We start from the raw sequence: 18,618 nt of genomic DNA, 5'->3' as shown, positions 1-18,618 counted from the left end.
CAGATCGACCCCAAGGAAGCCATCTTGAACGATCACGCCAATGCCACCATCGCCGCCCGGGAAAACGCAGCCGGTTCCGCCTACCCGAACCCGGAGCAGGACCGTTCGTCGCTGACCCGGGAGGCCCTGAAAAGGGCCTTCCTGGATCACCTGCTGTATACCCAGGGCAAATCGCTGGATATCGCGTCAAAGAACGACCTGTATCAGTCGCTTGCCCACACCGTGCGGGATCGCCTGGTTCCGTCATGGTTCGATACTGCCGCTACTTATCAGAAACGCAACGCCCGTACAGTGGCGTATCTGTCGGCCGAGTTCCTCATGGGTCCCTATTTAGGGAACAATCTGCTCAGTCTGGGCATTTCGCACGAAATCCGCCTGGCCATGAGCGAACTCGGTCTCGATCTGGACGAATTGCTGCGGCAGGAAGAAGAACCCGGCCTGGGCAACGGCGGCCTGGGGCGCCTGGCCGCCTGTTTCATCGAGTCGCTGGCCACGCTGGAAGTGCCGGCCATCGGCTACGGCATCCGCTATGAGTACGGGATCTTCTACCAGACCATCATGGACGGCTGGCAGGTGGAGAACACCGATGCCTGGCTGCGCTACGGGAATCCGTGGGAAATCCAGCACGCCGAATGGGCGGTGCAGGTCAAGCTGGGCGGACATACGGAGCAGTACACGGACGACAGCGGCCGTTTCCGCGTGCGCTGGGTACCCGAAAAGACCGTGGCCGGGGTGCCCTTCGACACCCCTATCCCGGGCTATCGCGTGGGCACGACCAACACGCTGCGACTATGGCGCGCGGAAGCCACGGAATCCTTCGATTTCCATGTATTCAACCGCGGCGACTACCTTGGGGCGGTCAGCAAGAAGGTCACGTCGGAAAACCTGAGCAAGGTGCTGTACCCGAACGACGAGAGCCGGCAGGGCAAGGAATTGCGGCTGGAGCAGCAGTATTTCTTCGTATCCTGCTCGCTGCAGGATATGTTGCGGCTGCAGCAGCATCGCGGGCAATCCGTGACGTCCTTCCACAAGTCGTTCGCCATCCAGTTGAACGACACCCACCCCGCCATCGGCGTGGCCGAGCTGATGCGCCTGCTGGTGGACGAACATCTGGTGCCCTGGGAACGCGCCTGGGACATCACCCGCCAGACCTTCTCCTATACCAACCATACCCTGCTGCCCGAGGCCCTGGAACGGTGGCCGCTGGAGCTGTTCCGCCGGGTGCTGCCGCGCCACCTGGAAATTATCTATGAGATCAATGCGCGGTTCCTGAACGAAGCGCGTATTCACTTCTTCGGCGATGAAACCCGCATCGCGCGCCTGTCGCTGATCGACGAGTCGGGCGAGCGCTACGTCCGCATGGCGCATCTGGCCTGCGTGGGCAGCCATGCGATCAATGGTGTTGCCAACCTGCATTCGGAGCTGCTGAAACGGGATCTGCTCAAGGACTTCTACGCCATGTGGCCGGAGAAGTTCCAGAGCATGACCAACGGCGTCACGCCGCGGCGCTGGGTCGCATTGAGCAATCCCCGGCTCACCAAACTGATCACGCGTTGCATCGGCGACGAATGGGTCAAGGACTGGTCGCTGATTTCCAATATCGAACCTTATGCGGACGACCCGTCCTTCGGCAGCGAGTGGCGGGCCATCAAGCGCGCCAACAAGGTCGACCTGGCCGCCGTGATCCTGCGCAAGACGGGCATACGCGTCGACCCGGACTCGATGTTCGACGTGCAGGTCAAGCGGATACACGAATATAAAAGGCAGCACCTGTCGGCGCTCCATATCGCGGCGCTCTACCACCGGCTGAAGTCGCAACGCAATCTGGACATCGTGCCACGCACCTTCATCTTCGGCGGCAAGGCGGCGCCCGGGTACGTGCGCGCCAAGCTGATGATCAAGCTGATCACGGCGATCGGCGACGTCGTCAACAACGACCCCGACGTGCGCGACCGTCTGAAGGTGGTCTTCCTGCCGAACTACAGCGTGACGCTGGGTCAGAAGGTGTATCCGGCCGCGGAGCTGTCGGAGCAGATTTCGCTGGCCGGCAAGGAGGCCTCCGGCACCGGGAATATGAAATTCGCGATGAACGGCGCGCTGACCATAGGCACCATGGACGGCGCCAATATCGAAATCCGCGAGGAAGTCGGCGAAGACGAGTTCTTCCTGTTCGGCCTGACGGCCGAAGAGGTCTACACGCTGCGGCGCGAAGGCTACTACCCCCAGGACTACCTGGCGCGCGATCCGGAGCTGGGGGCGGTGCTGGAGCTTATCCGGTCTGGCTTCTTTTCGCGCGGCGACAGCGAGCTGTTCGCCCCCTTGGTGGATGACCTGCTGCATCACGACCCGTATATGCTGCTGGCGGACTACAGCTCCTATGCCGCCTGCCAGACCCGAGTGGACGACGCCTACCGGGATACCCAGGCCTGGACCCGCATGTCGGTGCTGAATACCTCCCGGACCGGCAAGTTCTCGTCGGACCGTGCCATCCGCGAGTATTGCGAGCGCATCTGGAAGGCGCACGCGGTGCCGGTGGAGAGGATGTATGCGCGCTGAGTTGCAATCGGTAGGGGAATGTCGCCGTTGTTTGAATTGTTGTGGCGAATAATGGGTTCGTTGTGGGCGGCAGAGCAGCCGCGCCGCTTCCCTGTCCAAGCGGGCCGCGCCCGCGCTCTTCATACCACGCTGGGAGATAAAGCAATGAACCGTAGAAAATTCGTCACTCTGCCGGCCGCACTGATGCTGGCTTCGGCGCTGGCGGCATGCAGCACCACCGGCCCCAATTCGTCCTCGACGCCGAGCGCCAAACGCCAGGAAATCAATAGTGGCGTGGACGCCACGCTGAGCCGTCTCTACAGCACGGTGAAGGGTTCGCGCGAAATGGCCAACAATGCCAAGGGCATCCTGGTCTTCCCGAGCGTGCTGCAAGCCGGCTTCGTCGTCGGCGCCCAGTACGGCGAAGGCGCGCTGCGCGTCGGCAATGCCACCAACGGCTACTACAGCATGACGTCCGGTTCGATCGGCTGGCAAGCCGGCGCCCAATCGCGCGCCATCGTCATCATGTTCATGACGCAGGAAGAACTGAACAAGTTCCGCGACAGCAAGGGCTGGAGCGCGGGCGCGGATGCCTCCGTGGCAGTGGCCAAGATCGGCGCGAATGGCGCGGTGGACACCAATACCGCCAAGCAGTCCGTGGTGGCTTTCTTCCTGACGAACGCCGGCCTGATGGCTGATCTGTCGATCCAGGGCACGAAGGTGACGAAGCTGGACCTGTAAGGCACGCGCCGGACAGCAAGCCAGAAAACGGCGGCCGTCGGTGCCAGCGCGGACCGGTTCAAACCGGGATGCGCTGCACCACGGTCGCCGGTTCATTTTCGGTGTCGGTGGCGTCCACGCAATCGAACTGGATGTCGCTGTCGTCCGAGCCGCTGCGCTTGCGGCGGAGACCGGGAACGTCCGCGAAGGCCGTCGCCATATCGATGTGGGCGGAACCACGGTCGCAGCTTGGATCCTGGGCGTCTTCGGCGTGATCCGCGAACTTGAAGCTGGTGCAAGACCCTGCGAACGGGGCGGGCGTGATAACCGTCATCCGACTTCTCCTTGTGCCACCGGAATGGCGAAAGGGCGCAAGTCTATGTAGGAGTTTCCCGCGCGCCGACCAGGCGCGCGGATTGTCGGACGGATTAACCGTGGCAGGTCGGCCAGGGGAAGCTTACCGGCGCGCCAGCGCGTCCAAGGCCTCGTGCGTCAACGTCAAGCCACGACTGGCCATCGCGCAGGTGACACGCAGCGCCGCGCGCAACTCGCTTTCCTGGACCACCGCCTGCGTATCGCCAGGAGACAGGATATTGTTGACGGCGGAGTCGGGGCGGTCGAAACCGGCCACCAGCCGCATGGCGGGAATGCCATGCGCCGCGAAGTTGGCATGGTCCGAATTCGACATGAACGGCAGATAGGTCGCCACGGGCACGCCGGCATCGGCACCCGCGTCAGCGACGAACCGGTCCAGCGCGGGGAACTCGCTGATCAGGGCCGTCAGCTTGCTGTCCCCACCCACGGTATCCAGGTTGATATTGAGCTTCATCGACCGGCGCTCGGCGGGGTCCATGTCGTCCAGATAGCGCTTGGAGCCTGCCAGGGCCCATTCCTCGGCGGTGAACAGGCAGACGCGCAGGCCGTGGGTGTGCGCCGAAACGCAGGGCGCCAGCGCACGGGCGGTGGCCAGCGCCACCGCGACGCCGGAAGCATTGTCCAGGGCGCTGGTGCCCAGGTCATGGCCGTCCATGTGCGCGCTGATGACAATATAGCTGCCCGTGCCGCCGGGAATGTCCAGGATGGCGAGATCCGCCATCGAGGCTTCGTCTTCCTGGCCTTCGACGTGCAGGCGGACGCGCGCGGGCTGGGCGCCCGCCGCCGCGCGGGCGAGCACCTGGCAGGTGGCGTTGTCCAGGTAGGCGGCGGGAATCCCCGGGGCGCCGCGAGGCCGCCCGGAAGACCCCGACAGCACGCCGCCGCCGGGCAAGGGGTTGGCGATCAGGAAGGCCAACGCGCCCCGCTCCACCGCCAGGTCGTACTTGCGCCGGCGATGCATGTGGTCCGTGGTGAAGGGATATTCATGGCGCACCAGCGCGACCTTGCCGCGCACCGCATCGCCCGCGCGGTCGAAATCTTCCCGGCGGCCCTGGCCGAGATCGATCAACTCGCCTTCCACGCCGCCAGGCGGCGTGGAGACGGACCGCAACAGCGCGCGGCAGGTGAGCGGACCGTCATGGCCCGCAAGCGCGAGGCTGACGCCGCCGGCGCGCCAGCCGTCATACGGCACTTGCACGCGTTGCGCGGTGCCACCGGTCTGTCGCATGCGGCTCAGCGCCCAGCCGATCGCCGCCGTGTCCTCCCCGGTGCCGGACAGCCGGCCGCCGAAGGCGCAAATCGCGTGGAAATCTTCCATCAACGCGGCATCCGCCGCGGCATCGTCCAACCAGGAATTCATGCTGGCCATTCCTTATTCGAACGTGATGTTGGCGCGCTTGACGACGTCCTGCCAGCGCGTGAAATCGGCGGTGAGCAGGTTCTTCAGGGCCGCGGCGCTGGTGTCCGGCGGCAGGTTGACGCCCACGCTGTTCAGGCGGGATTGCACCTTGGGAGACTGCATGACCTTGGTCATGGCGGCGCTGAGCTTCTCCAGGACCGGCGCCGGCGTGCGCGACGGCGCGACCAGGCCCCACCAGCTCTGCACGGTCATGTTGGGAACGCCGGCCTCGTCGAAGGTGGGTACGTCGGGAGCTTCCTTTTGCCGCTGCGGCGCCGACACGGCGATGGGCCGGATCTTGCCGCCCTGGTACAGCGCGGTGGCGGTGGGCATCGTGGTGAAGCTGGTATCGATCTGGCCGCCGGCCAGGTCGTTCACCGACGCCGATGCGCCCTTGTAGGGAATGTGGACCAGCTTGGTGTCGGTGTTCAGCATGAACAGCGCGGCCATCAGGTGGGTCAGCGAACCGTTGCCGCCGGAACCGATGGAGATCGTGCCCGGCTTGGCGCGCGCCGCGTCCACCAGGTCCTTCACGGTCTTGACGGGGAAGGACGGGTTGACGAACAGGTACATGGGCGAGAGGCCCAGCAGCGACACCGGCACGAAGTCGGTCTTGGCGTTGTACTTGATGCGGTCGCCGTAGAGGGCAGGCACGATGGTGAAGGGCACGTCCGCCAGCAGCAGGGTGTAGCCGTCGGGCTTTTCGTTGGCTACGTAGGCGGTGCCTATCATCGAACCGGCGCCGGCGCGATTTTCGACGATGACAGACTGGCCGAGTTCGGCGCTGAGCTCGTCGCTGATCGCGCGTGCGATGACGTCGGAGCTGCCGCCCGCCGTGTAGGGGACGATGACCTTGATAGGCTGTTCGGGATACGCGGCGCCGGCCGGCGCGACGGTCGCCGCGGCCAGGACGGCGGCGGCGCAGGTGGATTGCAAGAATTTCATATTGATGCCCCGCGGCAAAGAAACGTTACTTTTCGGGCATTCTGAAAGACACGGGCCCATCCGGCAAGGGAAGTATGAGCATGAGGTATTCCAAACTGGAATGGCCCTCTCAATGCTGGGCTTGCTGCGGCGGCTCTGGTAGCGTCGGCGCTACCGGTCTGCTCTGCTGGTCTGCTTCCTGGGGACCGGCGCCGCCCTTCAGCGCAGGCTTGCCAGGCTGTCGTTCAAGGAAGCGGTGCGGGCGCTGATCCACTCGCACCAGGCGTCCAGGTAAGGACCGCCCACATCCGGCCGCGGCCGCATCAGGTAATACGCGTAGCGGCCTTCCACCGACTCGCCGAATGGCCGTTGCAACTGGCCGGCGCGCAGGGCCTCGGCCACCATGCAAAGCGGGGCGATGGCCACGCCCAGGCCATTGAGCACCGCGGGCATCAGTATCGAAAAGCCTTCGTACTCGGGCGCCGTGGCGGCAGGCCCCGGCCAGCCCGGGGCCATGTCTGCCTTCCACTCGTCCCAGCCGTAGCCGCGCTGCGCCCGCTTCAGCAGCGGCACGGCGGCCAGGTCCTCCACGCTGCGCACGGGGTTGCGCGCGAACAGCGAGGGTGCGCCGACCAGGGCCATTTCGCGCCCGCACAGGTATTCCGTGGTCATGCCGGCCATGTGGCCGGTATGCAGCTGGATTTCGGCGTCGAAGCGTTCCGCCTTGTCGCGCCCGTAGAGCAGGCGGGGTCGCAGATTGATGCGGACTTCAGGGTGCGCGTCGAAGAACTCGCGCAGTCCCGGAATCAGGCAGAACTGGGCGAAGGAGGGGGAGACGGCGATGTTCAGGGCGACCCGGGCGTCCGGACGGGCCACCACGGCGTCGGCCTCGTCCAGCAAGCGCACGGCGGCGCTGACGCGCTCCAGGTACAGCGCGCCGGCGTGGGTCAGCCGCAAGCCCGTGGCGGTGCGCTTGAACAGGCTGGCCCCCAGGCGTGTTTCCAGCGCCTGGATATGCTTGCTGACCGCGCTTTGCGTCAGGTGCAGCTGTTCGGCGGCGCGGCTGAAGTTCAGGTGGCGCGCCGCGGCCAGGAAGATCCGCAGCGACGCCAGGGACAGGCGCGATCCTTTCACCCGCTACCCGCCGGCTACGCCGCCGAGACGGACGCCGACGGCCTGGCCGCGACACGCGGCGCGTGCGGGGCGCGTTCGGCCACCATGGCGGCCGCATCCGCGAGCGCGGGCTTCTGGCCCGCCCACGTGCATTCGCTGTCGATGGCGTCGCCGCGGCCGCTGAGCAGCGGGCAGCGGCCGAAGATCTCGGCCGCCCAGTCCGTGAAAGCGCGCACCTTGGGCGACAGGTGCCGATTGTGCGGATAGACCACCGAAATGGGCATGGGCTTGGGTTTCCAGGCCGGCAGGACTTCCTTCAGCGCGCCGCTCTGCAGATAGGGCAAGGCCATATAGCGCGGCGGCTGGATCAGGCCGAAGCCCTGCAGCCCGCAGGCCATGTAGGCATCGGCGTCGTTCACCGAGACGACGCCGCGCATCTTGACTTCCACGGCTTCGTTGTCGACCATGAAATCCCAGTCGATGACGCGGCCCGTGCGGCTGGAGAAATAATGCACGGCGACGTGGTCCACCAGGTCTTCCAGCGTCTGCGGCTCGCCGTGCGACGCGATGTAGTCCGGCGCGCCGCAGGTGATGCCTTCGAACATGCCGATGCGGCGCGCGACCATGCTGGAATCCTGGAGTTCGCCCACGCGGATCACGCAGTCGACGGCCTCCTGCACCAGGTCCACAGGGCGGTCGCCCATGCCGATCACCAGCTCGATGTCGGGATAGCGCTCGTGGAATTCGCAGAGCGACGGTATCAGGATCAGCCGGCCGATCGCCGCGGGCGTATCGATGCGCAGCTTGCCGCGTGGACGCCTGGATGCATCCATGAACGCCGCTTCGGCTTCTTCGACGTCGGCCAGGATGCGGACGCAGCGTTCATAATAGGCCGCCCCGTCGGGGGTCAGGCTGAGCCGCCGCGTGGTGCGGTTCAACAACCGCACGTTCAGCAGTTTTTCAAGATTCTGGATAATCGTGGTGACGGTGGTGCGCGGCAGTGCCAAGTGATCCGCGGCGCGGGTGAAGCTGTTCGCGTCGACGACCCTGACGAATACCTGCATGGCCTGAAAACGATCCATGGATGGCCTCGAGGGAATCTGGTGTGACGGCATTATGAACAAATAATTGTTCGAACTCGCCGAATAGAGTTGTTCGAGTATAGATATTTATTCGGCCAGACAAAACAGCCAGAATGCCGTCATTCCGATTAATTCGGTGGAATTGGCCAGACCGGCCGCCGGCTCCCCGGCGGCCCGCTTCCCCAGCCCTCCGTCACGGACGCGCGCCGCGCCAGACCGGTTTTCGCCAAGGACCGGCCGGCCGGCAAGCCACGCCCAGGCGTGGACAACGATAAAAACCAGCGTCAGGGCGGCACCCGCCGCCAACCGGGCATCGCCAGCCCGGTTTCCGTGATCCGCGCCGCCGTCGCGCACCGGGGATTCGTTCGCCACGTCCGCCGTATCCCTAAGAAAGAGGATCCTCATGTCTGTGTTGCGCAGTCGCTACGCATTGGCGGCCACCTTCGCCGTTGTCATCGCCATCGCCGGCGGTATCGTCCTGGTCCGGGGCCATGGGACCAACACCGCCACGGCGGCCGGCGCCCCGCCCGCGGCGCCCGTGGACGTCGCCGAGGTCGTGGAACGCTCCATCACGGACTGGCAGAGCTATTCCGGACGCCTGGAAGCCGTTGACCGCGTGGAAATCCGCCCGCGCGTGTCCGGCACCCTGGTGGCCGTGCACTTCAAGGACGGCAGCCTGGTGCGCAAGGGCGATGAGCTCTTCACCATCGACCCCCTGCCCTACCAGGCCGAGGTCGACCGCGCGGAAGCCAACCTGGCCGGCGCCAAGGCCCGCGTGGCCTATACGTCGTCCGAGCAGGCCCGGGCTCAGCGGCTGATCGCCGACAACGCGATCGCCCGCCGCGACTTCGAACAGAAGCAGAACGATGCGCGCGAAGCGGCCGCCAACCTGAAGGCGGCCCAGGCCGCGCTGGAAATCGCCCGCCTGAACCTGGGCTACACGCACATCGTGGCGCCCGTGTCGGGCCGCGTCTCGCGCGCCGAAGTGACGGTGGGCAACCTGGTCGCCGCCGGCGCGGCGTCCACGCCGCTGACGACGCTGGTGTCCGTGGATCCCATGTACGCCTCCTTCGACGTCGACGAACAGAGCTTCCTGAAGTACGTCAACCCGGCACGCACCGGCAAGGGCGCGCCGGTGCCGGTGTTCATGGGCCTGGCCAATGAAGACGGCTATTCGCGCCGCGGCAACGTCCAGTACGTCGACAACCGGCTGGACACCGGCTCCGGCACCATCCGCGTGCGCGCCACCTTCGAAAATGGCGACGGCACCCTGGTGCCCGGGCTGTATGCCCGCATCCGCCTGGGCGGCGGCAACCCGCACAACGCCATCCTGATCGACGAACGCGCGCTGGGCACCGACCAGAGCAAGCGCTTCGTCATGGTGGTGGACGGCCAGAACCACGTGCAGTACCGCGAGGTGCAGCTGGGTGCGTCGCAGGACGGCCTGCGCGTCATCACCGCCGGCCTGAAGCCGGGCGAGCACATCGTCGTCAACGGGTTGCAGCGCGTGCGTCCGGGCGATGCCGTCGCGCCCACCGTCGTGCCGATGGCGGGACTGGAGTCCGCGATGCGTACCAGCCAGACCAAGACGCCCGCCGACCCCGCCTGACCTGATCCGCCTCCGAGAGCGTCATGAACATATCCAAATTCTTCATCGACCGCCCGATCTTCGCGGGCGTGTTGTCGGTGCTGATACTGCTGGCCGGGATACTGGCCATGTTCCAGCTGCCGATATCCGAGTACCCCGAAGTCGTGCCGCCATCCGTGGTGGTGCATGCGCAATATCCCGGCGCCAACCCCAAGGTGATCGCCGAAACCGTGGCCGCGCCGCTGGAAGAGCAGATCAACGGCGTCGAAAACATGCTGTACATGCAGGCGCAGGCCAACAGCGACGGCAATATGACGCTGACGGTCTATTTCAAGCTGGGCGTGGACCCGGACAAGGCGCAGCAGCTGGTGCAGAACCGCGTGTCGCAGGCGCTGCCGCGCCTGCCCGACGACGTGCAGCGCCTGGGCGTGACCACCGCCAAGAGCTCGCCCACGCTGACCCTGGTGGTGCACCTGATCTCGCCGGACAACCGCTATGACATGACGTACCTGCGCAACTACGCGGTGCTGAACGTCAAGGACCGGCTGTCGCGCATCACCGGCGTGGGCGACGTGCAGCTGTGGGGCTCGGGCGACTATTCCATGCGCATCTGGCTGGATCCGCAGAAGGTGGCGCAGCTGGGCATGACGGCCACCGACGTGGTCAATGCGATCCGCGAGCAGAACGTCCAGGTGGCGGCCGGCGTGATCGGCCAGTCGCCCACGATGTCCAACGTCCCCCTGCAGCTGAACGTCAACACGCAGGGCCGGCTGGCCAGCGAAGAGGAATTCAAGAACATCATCCTGAAGACCTCGCCCGATGGCGGCGTGGTACGCCTGTCGGACGTGGCGCGCGTCGAGCTGGACGCCGCCGAATACGGCCTGCGGTCCCTGCTGGACAACAAGCCCGCCGTCGCGCTGGGCATCATGCAGGCGCCGGGCGCCAACGCGCTGGACGTGTCCGCCCAGGTGCGCGCCGCCATGAAGGAACTGTCGGCCGACTTCCCGCCGTCGGTGAAGTACGACGTGGTGTACGACCCCACGCAGTTCGTGCGGGCCAGTATCGAAGCGGTGGTGCATACCCTGCTCGAAGCCATCGCGCTGGTCGTGATCGTGGTGATCGTGTTCCTGCAGACCTGGCGCGCGTCGCTGATCCCGCTGCTGGCCGTGCCGGTTTCCATCATCGGGACATTCTCGCTGCTGCTGGCCTTCGGCTATTCGATCAACGCCTTGTCGCTGTTCGGCATGGTGCTGGCCATCGGTATCGTGGTGGACGACGCCATCGTGGTGGTGGAAAACGTCGAGCGGAACATCGCCGCCGGGCTGTCGCCGCGGGACGCGACCTATCGGGCCATGCGCGAGGTCAGCGGACCCATCATCGCCATCGCCGCGACGCTGGCCGCGGTGTTCGTGCCGCTGGCCTTCATGACCGGCCTGACCGGGCAGTTCTACAAGCAGTTCGCCATGACGATCACGATTTCCACCGTGATCTCGGCCTTCAACTCGCTGACGCTGTCGCCGGCCCTGGCCGCCCTGCTGCTGAAAGGCCATGACGCCGAGCCCGATTGGCTGACGCGGGCGATGAACAAGGTGCTGGGCCGCTTCTTCGCCTGGTTCAACCGCGTGTTCAATCGCGCGTCGGAAGGCTATTCCAGCAATGTCGGCGGCGTCATGAAGCGCAAGTCCGTCAGCCTGGTGGTGTACGCCATCCTGCTGGCCGGCACCGTAGGCATCTCGTACATCGTGCCCGGCGGTTTCGTGCCCGCGCAGGACAAGCAATACCTGGTGGGCTTCGCCCAGTTGCCGACCGGCGCGTCGCTGGACCGCACGGAAGACGTGATCCGCCGCATGGGCGACATCGCCATGAAGGAACCGGGCGTCGACCACGCCGTGTCCTTCCCCGGCCTGTCGATCAACGGCTTCACCAACAGCTCCAGCGCCGGCATCGTGTTCGTGACGCTGAAGCCGTTCGAGGAGCGCGTTGCCGCCGGCCTGCCGGCCGACAAGATCGCCGCGTCGCTGAACCAGAAGTTCGGCGGGGTGAAGGACGCCTTCATCGCGGTATTCCCGCCCCCGCCCGTGATGGGCCTGGGCACGCTGGGTGGCTTCAAGCTGCAGATCGAGGACCGCGGCGCGCTGGGCTACGAGGCACTGGATCGCGCCACGCAGGCCTTCGTCGCGGCCGCCGCCAAGGCGCCCGAGCTGGGACCGTCGTTCTCGAACTACCAGATCAACGTGCCGCAGCTGGACGTCGACCTGGACCGCGTCAAGGCCAAGCAATTGGGCGTGCGGGTGACGGACGTGTTCGACACCATGCAGATCTACCTGGGCTCGCTGTACGTGAACGACTTCAACCGGTTCGGCCGCGTATTCCAGGTGCGCGCCCAGGCGGATGCGCCGTTCCGCGCCCGCGCCGAGGACATCGGCCTGCTGAAGACCCGCAACGCCGCGGGGGATATGGTGCCGCTGTCGTCGCTGGTGCGCGTGACGCAGACCTACGGGCCCGAGATGGTGGTTCGCTACAACGGCTACACGGCCGCCGACATCAACGGCGGTCCGGCGCCGGGCTACTCGTCCGACCAGGCCAAGGAAGCGGCGGAACGCATCGCGGCGGAAACCCTGCCACGCGGCATCAAGTTCGAATGGACCGACCTGACCTACCAGCAGATCCTGGCCGGCAATGCGGGTATCTGGGTGTTCCCCATCAGCGTGCTGCTGGTGTTCCTGGTGCTGGCCGCCATGTACGAAAGCCTGACCCTGCCGCTGGCGGTCATCCTGATCGTGCCCATGAGCATCCTGGCGGCCTTGGCGGGCGTGTGGCTGACACGCGGCGACAACAACATCTTCACGCAGATCGGCCTGATGGTGCTGGTGGGGCTGGCATGCAAGAACGCCATCCTTATCGTGGAATTCGCCCGCGAGCTGGAGATGCAGGGCCGCAACGCCTTCGATGCGGCGGTGGAAGCCTGCCGTCTGCGTCTGCGCCCCATCCTGATGACGTCCATCGCCTTCATCATGGGCGTGGTGCCGCTGGTGTTCTCGTCCGGCGCGGGTTCCGAAATGCGCCATGCCATGGGTATCGCGGTGTTCTTCGGCATGCTGGGGGTGACGCTGTTCGGCCTGTTCCTGACGCCGGTCTTCTACGTGACGCTGCGCAAGCTCTTCCCGGCGCCGCTGCACTCGGCCGGCAAGCATGAAGCGCCGGCGACCGCACCGCATGCATCCGCCCCGGCCCACGGCCATCAACCGGTGCCGGGCGCCGAATAAATCGAACTGGATGACAGACATGAAGTCCCGCACAAAAACCCTGAACCGCTTCGCCCTGTCGATACTGACGGCGACGATACTGGCGGGCTGCTCGCTGACGCCGGACTACCAGCGTCCCACGGCGCCCGTGACGGCGGCCTTCAAGGAAGCGCTGCCGGCCGACCAGGCCGGGCAATGGAAAACCGCGCAGCCGTCCGAGGCCGTGCTGCGCGGCGAATGGTGGAAAGTGTTCAACGATGAGACGCTGAATGCCCTGGAAAGCCAGGCCGCCGACGCCAACCAGAACCTGAAGGCCGCCGCCGCGCGGCTGACGCAGGCGCGCGCGCTGCAACGGCAGACGCGTTCCGGCCTGTTCCCCGAGGTCACCGCCAATTTCGGCCCCACGCGCCAGCGTGCATCGCCGGCCTCGCAAGGCCTGCCTGACGGCGGTCCCGCGACCAGCACGACCCTGTGGCGCGGCCAACTGGGCGTGTCGTACGAGGCGGACCTGTTCGGCCGCGTCTCGTCGACCGTCGATGCGGCCACGGCCGACGCGCAGCAAAGCGAAGCCTTGCTGCGCTCCGTGCACCTGGCCCTGCAGGCCGACGTCGCGGAAAACTATTTCATCGTCCGCGAGCTGGATGCGGAACGGAAGATCTACGACCGCACGCTGGAACTGCGCCAGCAGACGCTGGACCTGGTGGAACGCCGCTACAACGCGGGTGACATCAGCGAACTGGACGTGGCGCGCGCCCGTTCGGAACTGGCTTCCGCGCAATCCGAGGCGCTGGGCATCGATCGCCGCCGTGCGCAGTCCGAACATGCGCTCGCCGTGCTGCTGGGCAAGGCGCCGGCGGAATTCGCACTGCCGGCCAACCCGCTGTCGCGCATCGCCATCGACGTGCCGGCTGGCCTGCCGTCGTCGCTGCTGGAGCGCCGTCCCGACATCACCGCGGCCGAACGCGCCATGGCCGCCGCCAACGATCGCATCGGCGCGGCACGCGCGGCCTTCTTCCCGCAGTTGAACATCACCGGCTACGCCGGCTACGAATCGTCGGAACTGGGCAACCTGTTCGAATGGTCGAGCCGCACCTTCCTGCTGGGTCCGCTGACGGGCGCGATGCTGAGCCTGCCCATCTTCGACGCCGGGCGCCGGCAAGCCGGCCTGGACCGCGCCCGCGCGGTCTATGAGGAGGACGTCGCCAACTACCGGCAGACGGTGCTGGGCGCCTTCCGCGAAGTCGAGGACAACCTGGCGAACCTGCGCATCCTGGGCGAGCAGACCCAGGCGCAGGATCGCGCGGTGCAGTCTTCGGCACGTGCCGCGCAGCTGTCGCACACGCAGTACAAGGAAGGGTCGATCAGCTATCTGGACGTGATCGACTCCGACCGCACGGTGCTGACGCAGCAGCGCGTGTCGGTGCAGCTGGACGGCGAACGCGCACGCTCGACGGTCAACCTGATCCGCGCGCTGGGCGGCGGCTGGGGACTGGACACCGAGCAGGCGCAACAGGCGGCCAATTCGGCGGCCAACGCGACGGCGGATGCGAATCCGGCGCCGCGCGCCCCGGCCGGCCAGCCCGTGGCGCAGCGTTGATGCGGATGGCAAACTGGGGCATTCCCATGCTCCTGGTTTGCCATGTCGCCCACTTCATCTTCAGCCCAGCCGGAATCGGGACCGCCGACCCAGGCCGGGCCGCGGCCCGATGGGCTTGAACGACGCCGGTCGGTGCGGCTTTTCTTCGCGTTGTGGCCCGACCCGGCGACGGTGCGCGCGCTGACCGACTGGGCGGCGCACGCCCACGCTCGCTGCGGCGGGCGCATCATGCGGCCGGATACGCTGCATCTGACGCTCGGCTTCCTGGGTGAGACCACCCCGGAACTGCTGCCGCGACTGGCCCGCGAAACCGAGACGCGCCGCATCGAGCCGGGCGCGGTCGTGCTGGACCGCTTCGGCGCGTTTCCGCGGCCCCGCATCGTCTGGGCCGGCCCCGGCAACAGCGACGACGCTGCCGCCGACGATGGCGCGGCGCGGCTCGCGCTGGAACATCGTCGCTTGTGGGAGTGGGTGGCGCCATTGCATCCGGCGCGCCCCGAGACCCGCTTTCGGCCGCATGTCACGCTGCTGCGCAATGCCGATACGAGCGTGCTGCCGGACGTGACGCCGCCGCCCCTCGAATGGCGCTATGACCGCTACGTCCTGGTGGCGTCCGTGCAGGACGGCGCGGCCAGGTACCGCGTGGTGGCATCGACGCGGGCCTAGGCAGCCCATGGGGCACAATATCCGACTTCCCTACACCCTGCGGCGCCAGGCGCCGTGCCGGCTCCAACCATGCTCATCCTGATCGATCAAGACGGCGTGCTCGCCGATTTCGAGAACGCCTTCGTCGATGCCTGGCGCCAGGCCCATCCCGACATCCCGCCGGTGGAATTCCAGGATCGCCGGTCCTTCCACATCCTGGAGGACTATCCGCCTGAGCTGCGGCCCCTGGCCGAGGCCCTCTACACCGCGCCGGGTTTCATCCGCGACCTGCCGCCCGTCCCGGGCGCGCTGGAAGCGGTCCGCGAACTGAGCGAGCTGGGCATGGACGTGCGCATATGCAGTTCGCCCCTGCGCCAGTACGAAAACTGCGTCGCCGAGAAGTACCAGTGGATCGAACGCCACTTAGGCCGGCCCTGGACCGAAAGGCTGATCCTGACGCGCGACAAGACCCTGGTGCAGGGCGACATCCTGATCGACGATCGCCCGGCCATCGAAGGCGCCGTGCGTCCCCGCTGGCGCCATATCCTCTATGACGCCCCGTACAACCGCCACGTCACCGACAAGCCGCGGGTGACCTGGGCCGACTGGCGCAATGTGCTGGGCGGCGAACTGTATCGGGCAGACGGCTAGCGTCATGCTTGCGACCTGCACCGGCAGCGGCGACCGCAACGAAGCAAGGCCGGCTGGGGTAAGCTGAGCGGATCGCCAACGGGGGCGACAGGAGACCGCGATGAACCTGTACCGCATGCTCAAGCAACGGGAAGCCGACGGCAAGCCCATACGCATCGCCTTGATCGGCGCGGGCAAGTTCGGCTCCATGTTCCTGAGCCAGGCGCTTCGCACCCCGGGCATGCGGCTGGTCGCGGTCGCCGACCTGAAGCCGGCGTCCGCCCGCGCCGCGCTGACCAAGGTGGGCTGGCCGGCCGCCGCCCTGCAGGCCGCGTCCATCGGCGAAGCCTGCCGCGGCGGCAGCGTGTATTGCGCCGAAGACGCGCTGGCCATCATCGCGCATCCCGAGATCGATGTCGTCATCGACGCCTGCGGCAGCGCGGCGGCCGGCATCCGCCATGCACTGGCCTGCTGCGAGCACGGCAAGCACATCGTCATGGTCAATGTGGAAGCCGACGCCCTGGCCGGCCCGCTGCTGGCGCGCCGCGCGCGCGAGGCGGGCATCGTGTATTCGCTGGCCTATGGGGACCAGCCGGCGCTGATCTGCGAAATGGTCGACTGGGCGCGTGCCAGCGGCTTCGAAGTGATTGCCGCCGGCAAAGGCACCAAGTATCTGCCGGCCTTCCACACATCCACGCCGGACACGGTGTGGCCGTATTACGGCTTCACGCCGGAAATGGTGGCCGCCGGCGACTTCAACGCGCAGATGTTCAACAGTTTCCTGGACGGCACCAAGAGCGCCATCGAAATGGCCGCGGTGTCGAACTCCACCGGGCTGCTGCCGGCGCCGTCCGGCCTGCATTTCCCGCCCTGCGGCGTCGACGATCTGGCCCGCGTGCTGCGGCCCCGCGACGACGGCGGCACCCTGCATCACCGGGGCCAGGTGGAGGTCGTTTCTTCCCTGGAACGCGATGGCCGCCCGGTCTACCGCGACCTGCGCTGGGGCGTCTACGTGGTGATCGCCGCCGACAGCGATTACGTGCGCCGATGCTTCAAGGAATATGGCGTGGTGACCGACCCCACCGGCAACTATTCGGCGATGTACAAGCCCTATCACCTGATGGGCATGGAATTGGGCATCAGCGTGGCCAACGTGGCGCTGCGGCGCGAACCCACGGGCGCGCCGACCGGCTGGCACGGCGACGTCGTGGCCACGGCCAAGCGCGAGATGAAGCCCGGCCAGGTGCTGGACGGCGAAGGCGGCTATACGGTCTACGGTCGGCTGATGCCGGCGCGCGACTCCGTGGAAGGCGGCTACCTGCCCCTGGGACTGGCGCACAACGTCAAGCTGAAGAACGCCGTGCGGGCCACCCAGGCACTGAAATGGTCGGACGTCGAATACGGCGACGGCTACGACGCCCTGCAGTTCCGCCGCGAAATGGAGCAGGGTTATCTCTGAATCCCCTTGGGGATTTTTGCCTGGCGCGTACAAGTCCTTTGTTGCGCGCGGGGTGTATCCACGGGGGGCGAACGCGCAGAATACGCACTTTCCATCTACGTGCGGATGCTGTCATGCCTATCGCTTTGTGGGCGCTGGCCGCCGGTGCCTTTGGCATCGGGACCACCGAATTCGTCATCATGGGGCTGCTGCCCGAACTGTCGGCCGACCTGCATGTCGGCCTGTCGACGGCCGGGCTGCTGGTGACCGGCTATGCGCTGGGCGTGTTCGTCGGCGCGCCCATCGTGACGCCGCTGATGTCTCGGCTGCAGCGCAAGACCGTGCTGCTGGGCCTGATGCTGCTTTTCACCGTGGGCAACCTGGCCTGTGCGCTGGCGCCGAACTACGGCATGCTGATGGCGGCGCGCGTGCTGACGTCGTTCGCGCACGGCGCTTTCTTCGGCATCGGATCGGTGGTGGCCACCGGGCTGGTGCCGGCGGACAAGAAGGCATCGGCGATCGCCTTGATGTTCACCGGCCTGACGCTGGCCAACGTCATGGGCGTGCCGCTGGGCACCTGGCTGGGACAGCATTTCGGCTGGCGCAGCACCTTCTGGGCGGTGACCGCCGTGGGCATCCTGGCCATGGCCGCCATCGCGCTGCTGGTGCCGCGCAGCCGCGACGACCACCAGGCCCATTTCGGGCAGGAGCTGCGCACGCTGGTGCAACCCCAGGTGCTGCTGGGATTCCTGATGACGGTCCTGGGATTCGGCGGCGTGTTCGCGGCGTTCACGTACATCGCGCCCATCCTGACGCAGCTGGCGGGCTTTTCCGACAAGGCCGTGTCCCCCATCCTGCTGCTGTTCGGCATCGGGCTGGTCATCGGCAATACCCTGGGCGGGAAGTTCGCCGATCGGCGGCTCATGCCCACGCTGGTCGGCACGCTGCTGATCCTGGCGGTGCTGCAGGCGGTCTTCACCTTCACCGCCCACGCCCAGGTGGCGGCGGCGATCACGGTGGGATTGCTGGGCGCCGCTGGCTTCGCGACCGTGCCGCCTCTGCAGATGCGAGTGCTGGAAAAAGCCGCCACCGCGCCCAACCTGGCATCGGCCTTCAACATCGCGGCGTTCAACCTGGGCAATGCCGCCGGCGCGTGGGTGGGCGGCCTGACGATAGACCACGGGCCGGGCCTGGCGGCCCTGCCCTGGGTCGCCAGCCTGATGACGGCGGCCGGCTTGCTGGTGGCATTGTTCAGCTGGCGGCTGGATCGCCGCGAAGCGCGGCCCGCCGCCAGGCCGGCCTCGGAATGCGCGTGATGGCGGCGGGC

15 protein-coding genes are annotated in these 18,618 nt (G+C 66.8%); 9 read left to right on the top strand and 6 right to left on the bottom strand.

Annotated features, from left to right (window positions below; genetic code table 11):
• The first annotated feature begins 111 nt into the window (after positions 1–111).
• Both CAL12_RS01965 and CAL12_RS01960 read left to right on the top strand, forming a co-directional pair.
• Complete coding sequence (locus CAL12_RS01965; RefSeq protein ID WP_086067624.1) at positions 112–2,556, top strand: glycogen/starch/alpha-glucan phosphorylase; 2,445 nt, start codon at positions 112–114, stop codon at positions 2,554–2,556.
• A 144-nt stretch (positions 2,557–2,700) separates the two neighbouring features.
• Positions 2,701–3,276: a BPSL1445 family SYLF domain-containing lipoprotein gene (locus CAL12_RS01960; RefSeq protein ID WP_086062942.1), complete on the top strand. Its 576-nt coding sequence runs from the start codon at positions 2,701–2,703 to the stop codon at positions 3,274–3,276.
• Between the two features lie 58 nt (positions 3,277–3,334).
• Here the strand turns inward: CAL12_RS01960 and CAL12_RS01955 are convergent, their stop codons facing one another.
• The 6 genes from CAL12_RS01955 to CAL12_RS01930 all read right to left on the bottom strand — a co-directional run bounded on the left by CAL12_RS01955 (position 3,335) and on the right by CAL12_RS01930 (position 8,553).
• Positions 3,335–3,589, bottom strand: a complete 255-nt coding sequence (locus tag CAL12_RS01955; protein WP_086062941.1) for a hypothetical protein — start codon at positions 3,587–3,589, stop codon at positions 3,335–3,337.
• 123 nt (positions 3,590–3,712) lie between these two features.
• Complete coding sequence (locus CAL12_RS01950) at positions 3,713–4,990, bottom strand: M28 family peptidase (RefSeq protein WP_198298355.1); 1,278 nt, start codon at positions 4,988–4,990, stop codon at positions 3,713–3,715.
• 12 nt (positions 4,991–5,002) lie between these two features.
• Complete coding sequence (locus CAL12_RS01945) at positions 5,003–5,974, bottom strand: Bug family tripartite tricarboxylate transporter substrate binding protein (RefSeq protein WP_157792857.1); 972 nt, start codon at positions 5,972–5,974, stop codon at positions 5,003–5,005.
• 198 nt (positions 5,975–6,172) lie between these two features.
• Entirely contained in the window at positions 6,173–7,087 is a 915-nt protein-coding gene (locus tag CAL12_RS01940; RefSeq protein ID WP_086062938.1) for a LysR substrate-binding domain-containing protein, read from the bottom strand.
• 14 nt (positions 7,088–7,101) lie between these two features.
• On the bottom strand, positions 7,102–8,148 hold the full coding sequence (locus CAL12_RS01935; protein ID WP_086062937.1) for a LysR family transcriptional regulator: 1,047 nt from the start codon (positions 8,146–8,148) through the stop codon (positions 7,102–7,104).
• 87 nt (positions 8,149–8,235) lie between these two features.
• Positions 8,236–8,553, bottom strand: coding sequence for a hypothetical protein (locus tag CAL12_RS01930; RefSeq protein ID WP_086062936.1), 318 nt, complete (start codon positions 8,551–8,553; stop codon positions 8,236–8,238).
• Here CAL12_RS01930 and CAL12_RS01925 point away from each other — a divergent pair.
• From CAL12_RS01925 to CAL12_RS01895, 7 genes are all read left to right on the top strand, one after another.
• On the top strand, positions 8,552–9,757 hold the full coding sequence (locus CAL12_RS01925) for an efflux RND transporter periplasmic adaptor subunit (protein WP_086062935.1): 1,206 nt from the start codon (positions 8,552–8,554) through the stop codon (positions 9,755–9,757). The genes CAL12_RS01930 and CAL12_RS01925 overlap by 2 nt on opposite strands.
• 23 nt (positions 9,758–9,780) lie before the next feature.
• A complete protein-coding gene (locus CAL12_RS01920) occupies positions 9,781–13,002 on the top strand; it encodes an efflux RND transporter permease subunit (protein WP_086062934.1) in 3,222 nt (1,073 codons plus the stop codon).
• 19 nt (positions 13,003–13,021) lie between these two features.
• Positions 13,022–14,578, top strand: coding sequence for an efflux transporter outer membrane subunit (locus CAL12_RS01915; protein ID WP_232464671.1), 1,557 nt, complete (start codon positions 13,022–13,024; stop codon positions 14,576–14,578).
• A gap of 132 nt (positions 14,579–14,710) precedes the next feature.
• Entirely contained in the window at positions 14,711–15,244 is a 534-nt protein-coding gene (thpR, locus tag CAL12_RS01910; protein ID WP_232464670.1) for an RNA 2',3'-cyclic phosphodiesterase, read from the top strand.
• A gap of 69 nt (positions 15,245–15,313) precedes the next feature.
• Positions 15,314–15,874, top strand: a complete 561-nt coding sequence (locus tag CAL12_RS01905; RefSeq protein WP_086062932.1) for a 5'-3'-deoxyribonucleotidase — start codon at positions 15,314–15,316, stop codon at positions 15,872–15,874.
• Between the two features lie 100 nt (positions 15,875–15,974).
• Positions 15,975–17,312: an NAD(P)H-dependent oxidoreductase gene (locus CAL12_RS01900; protein WP_086062931.1), complete on the top strand. Its 1,338-nt coding sequence runs from the start codon at positions 15,975–15,977 to the stop codon at positions 17,310–17,312.
• Between the two features lie 113 nt (positions 17,313–17,425).
• Positions 17,426–18,607 (top strand): MFS transporter, encoded by a 1,182-nt coding sequence (locus CAL12_RS01895; protein WP_086062930.1) that lies wholly within the window; start codon positions 17,426–17,428, stop codon positions 18,605–18,607.
• Positions 18,608–18,618: the final 11 nt, after the last annotated feature.

This window comes from Bordetella genomosp. 8, from assembly GCF_002119685.1.
Taxonomy (GTDB): domain Bacteria; phylum Pseudomonadota; class Gammaproteobacteria; order Burkholderiales; family Burkholderiaceae_B; genus Bordetella_C.
Note: the sequence above shows the minus strand (reverse complement) of the source record. Positions and strands in the feature narration are given on the sequence as shown.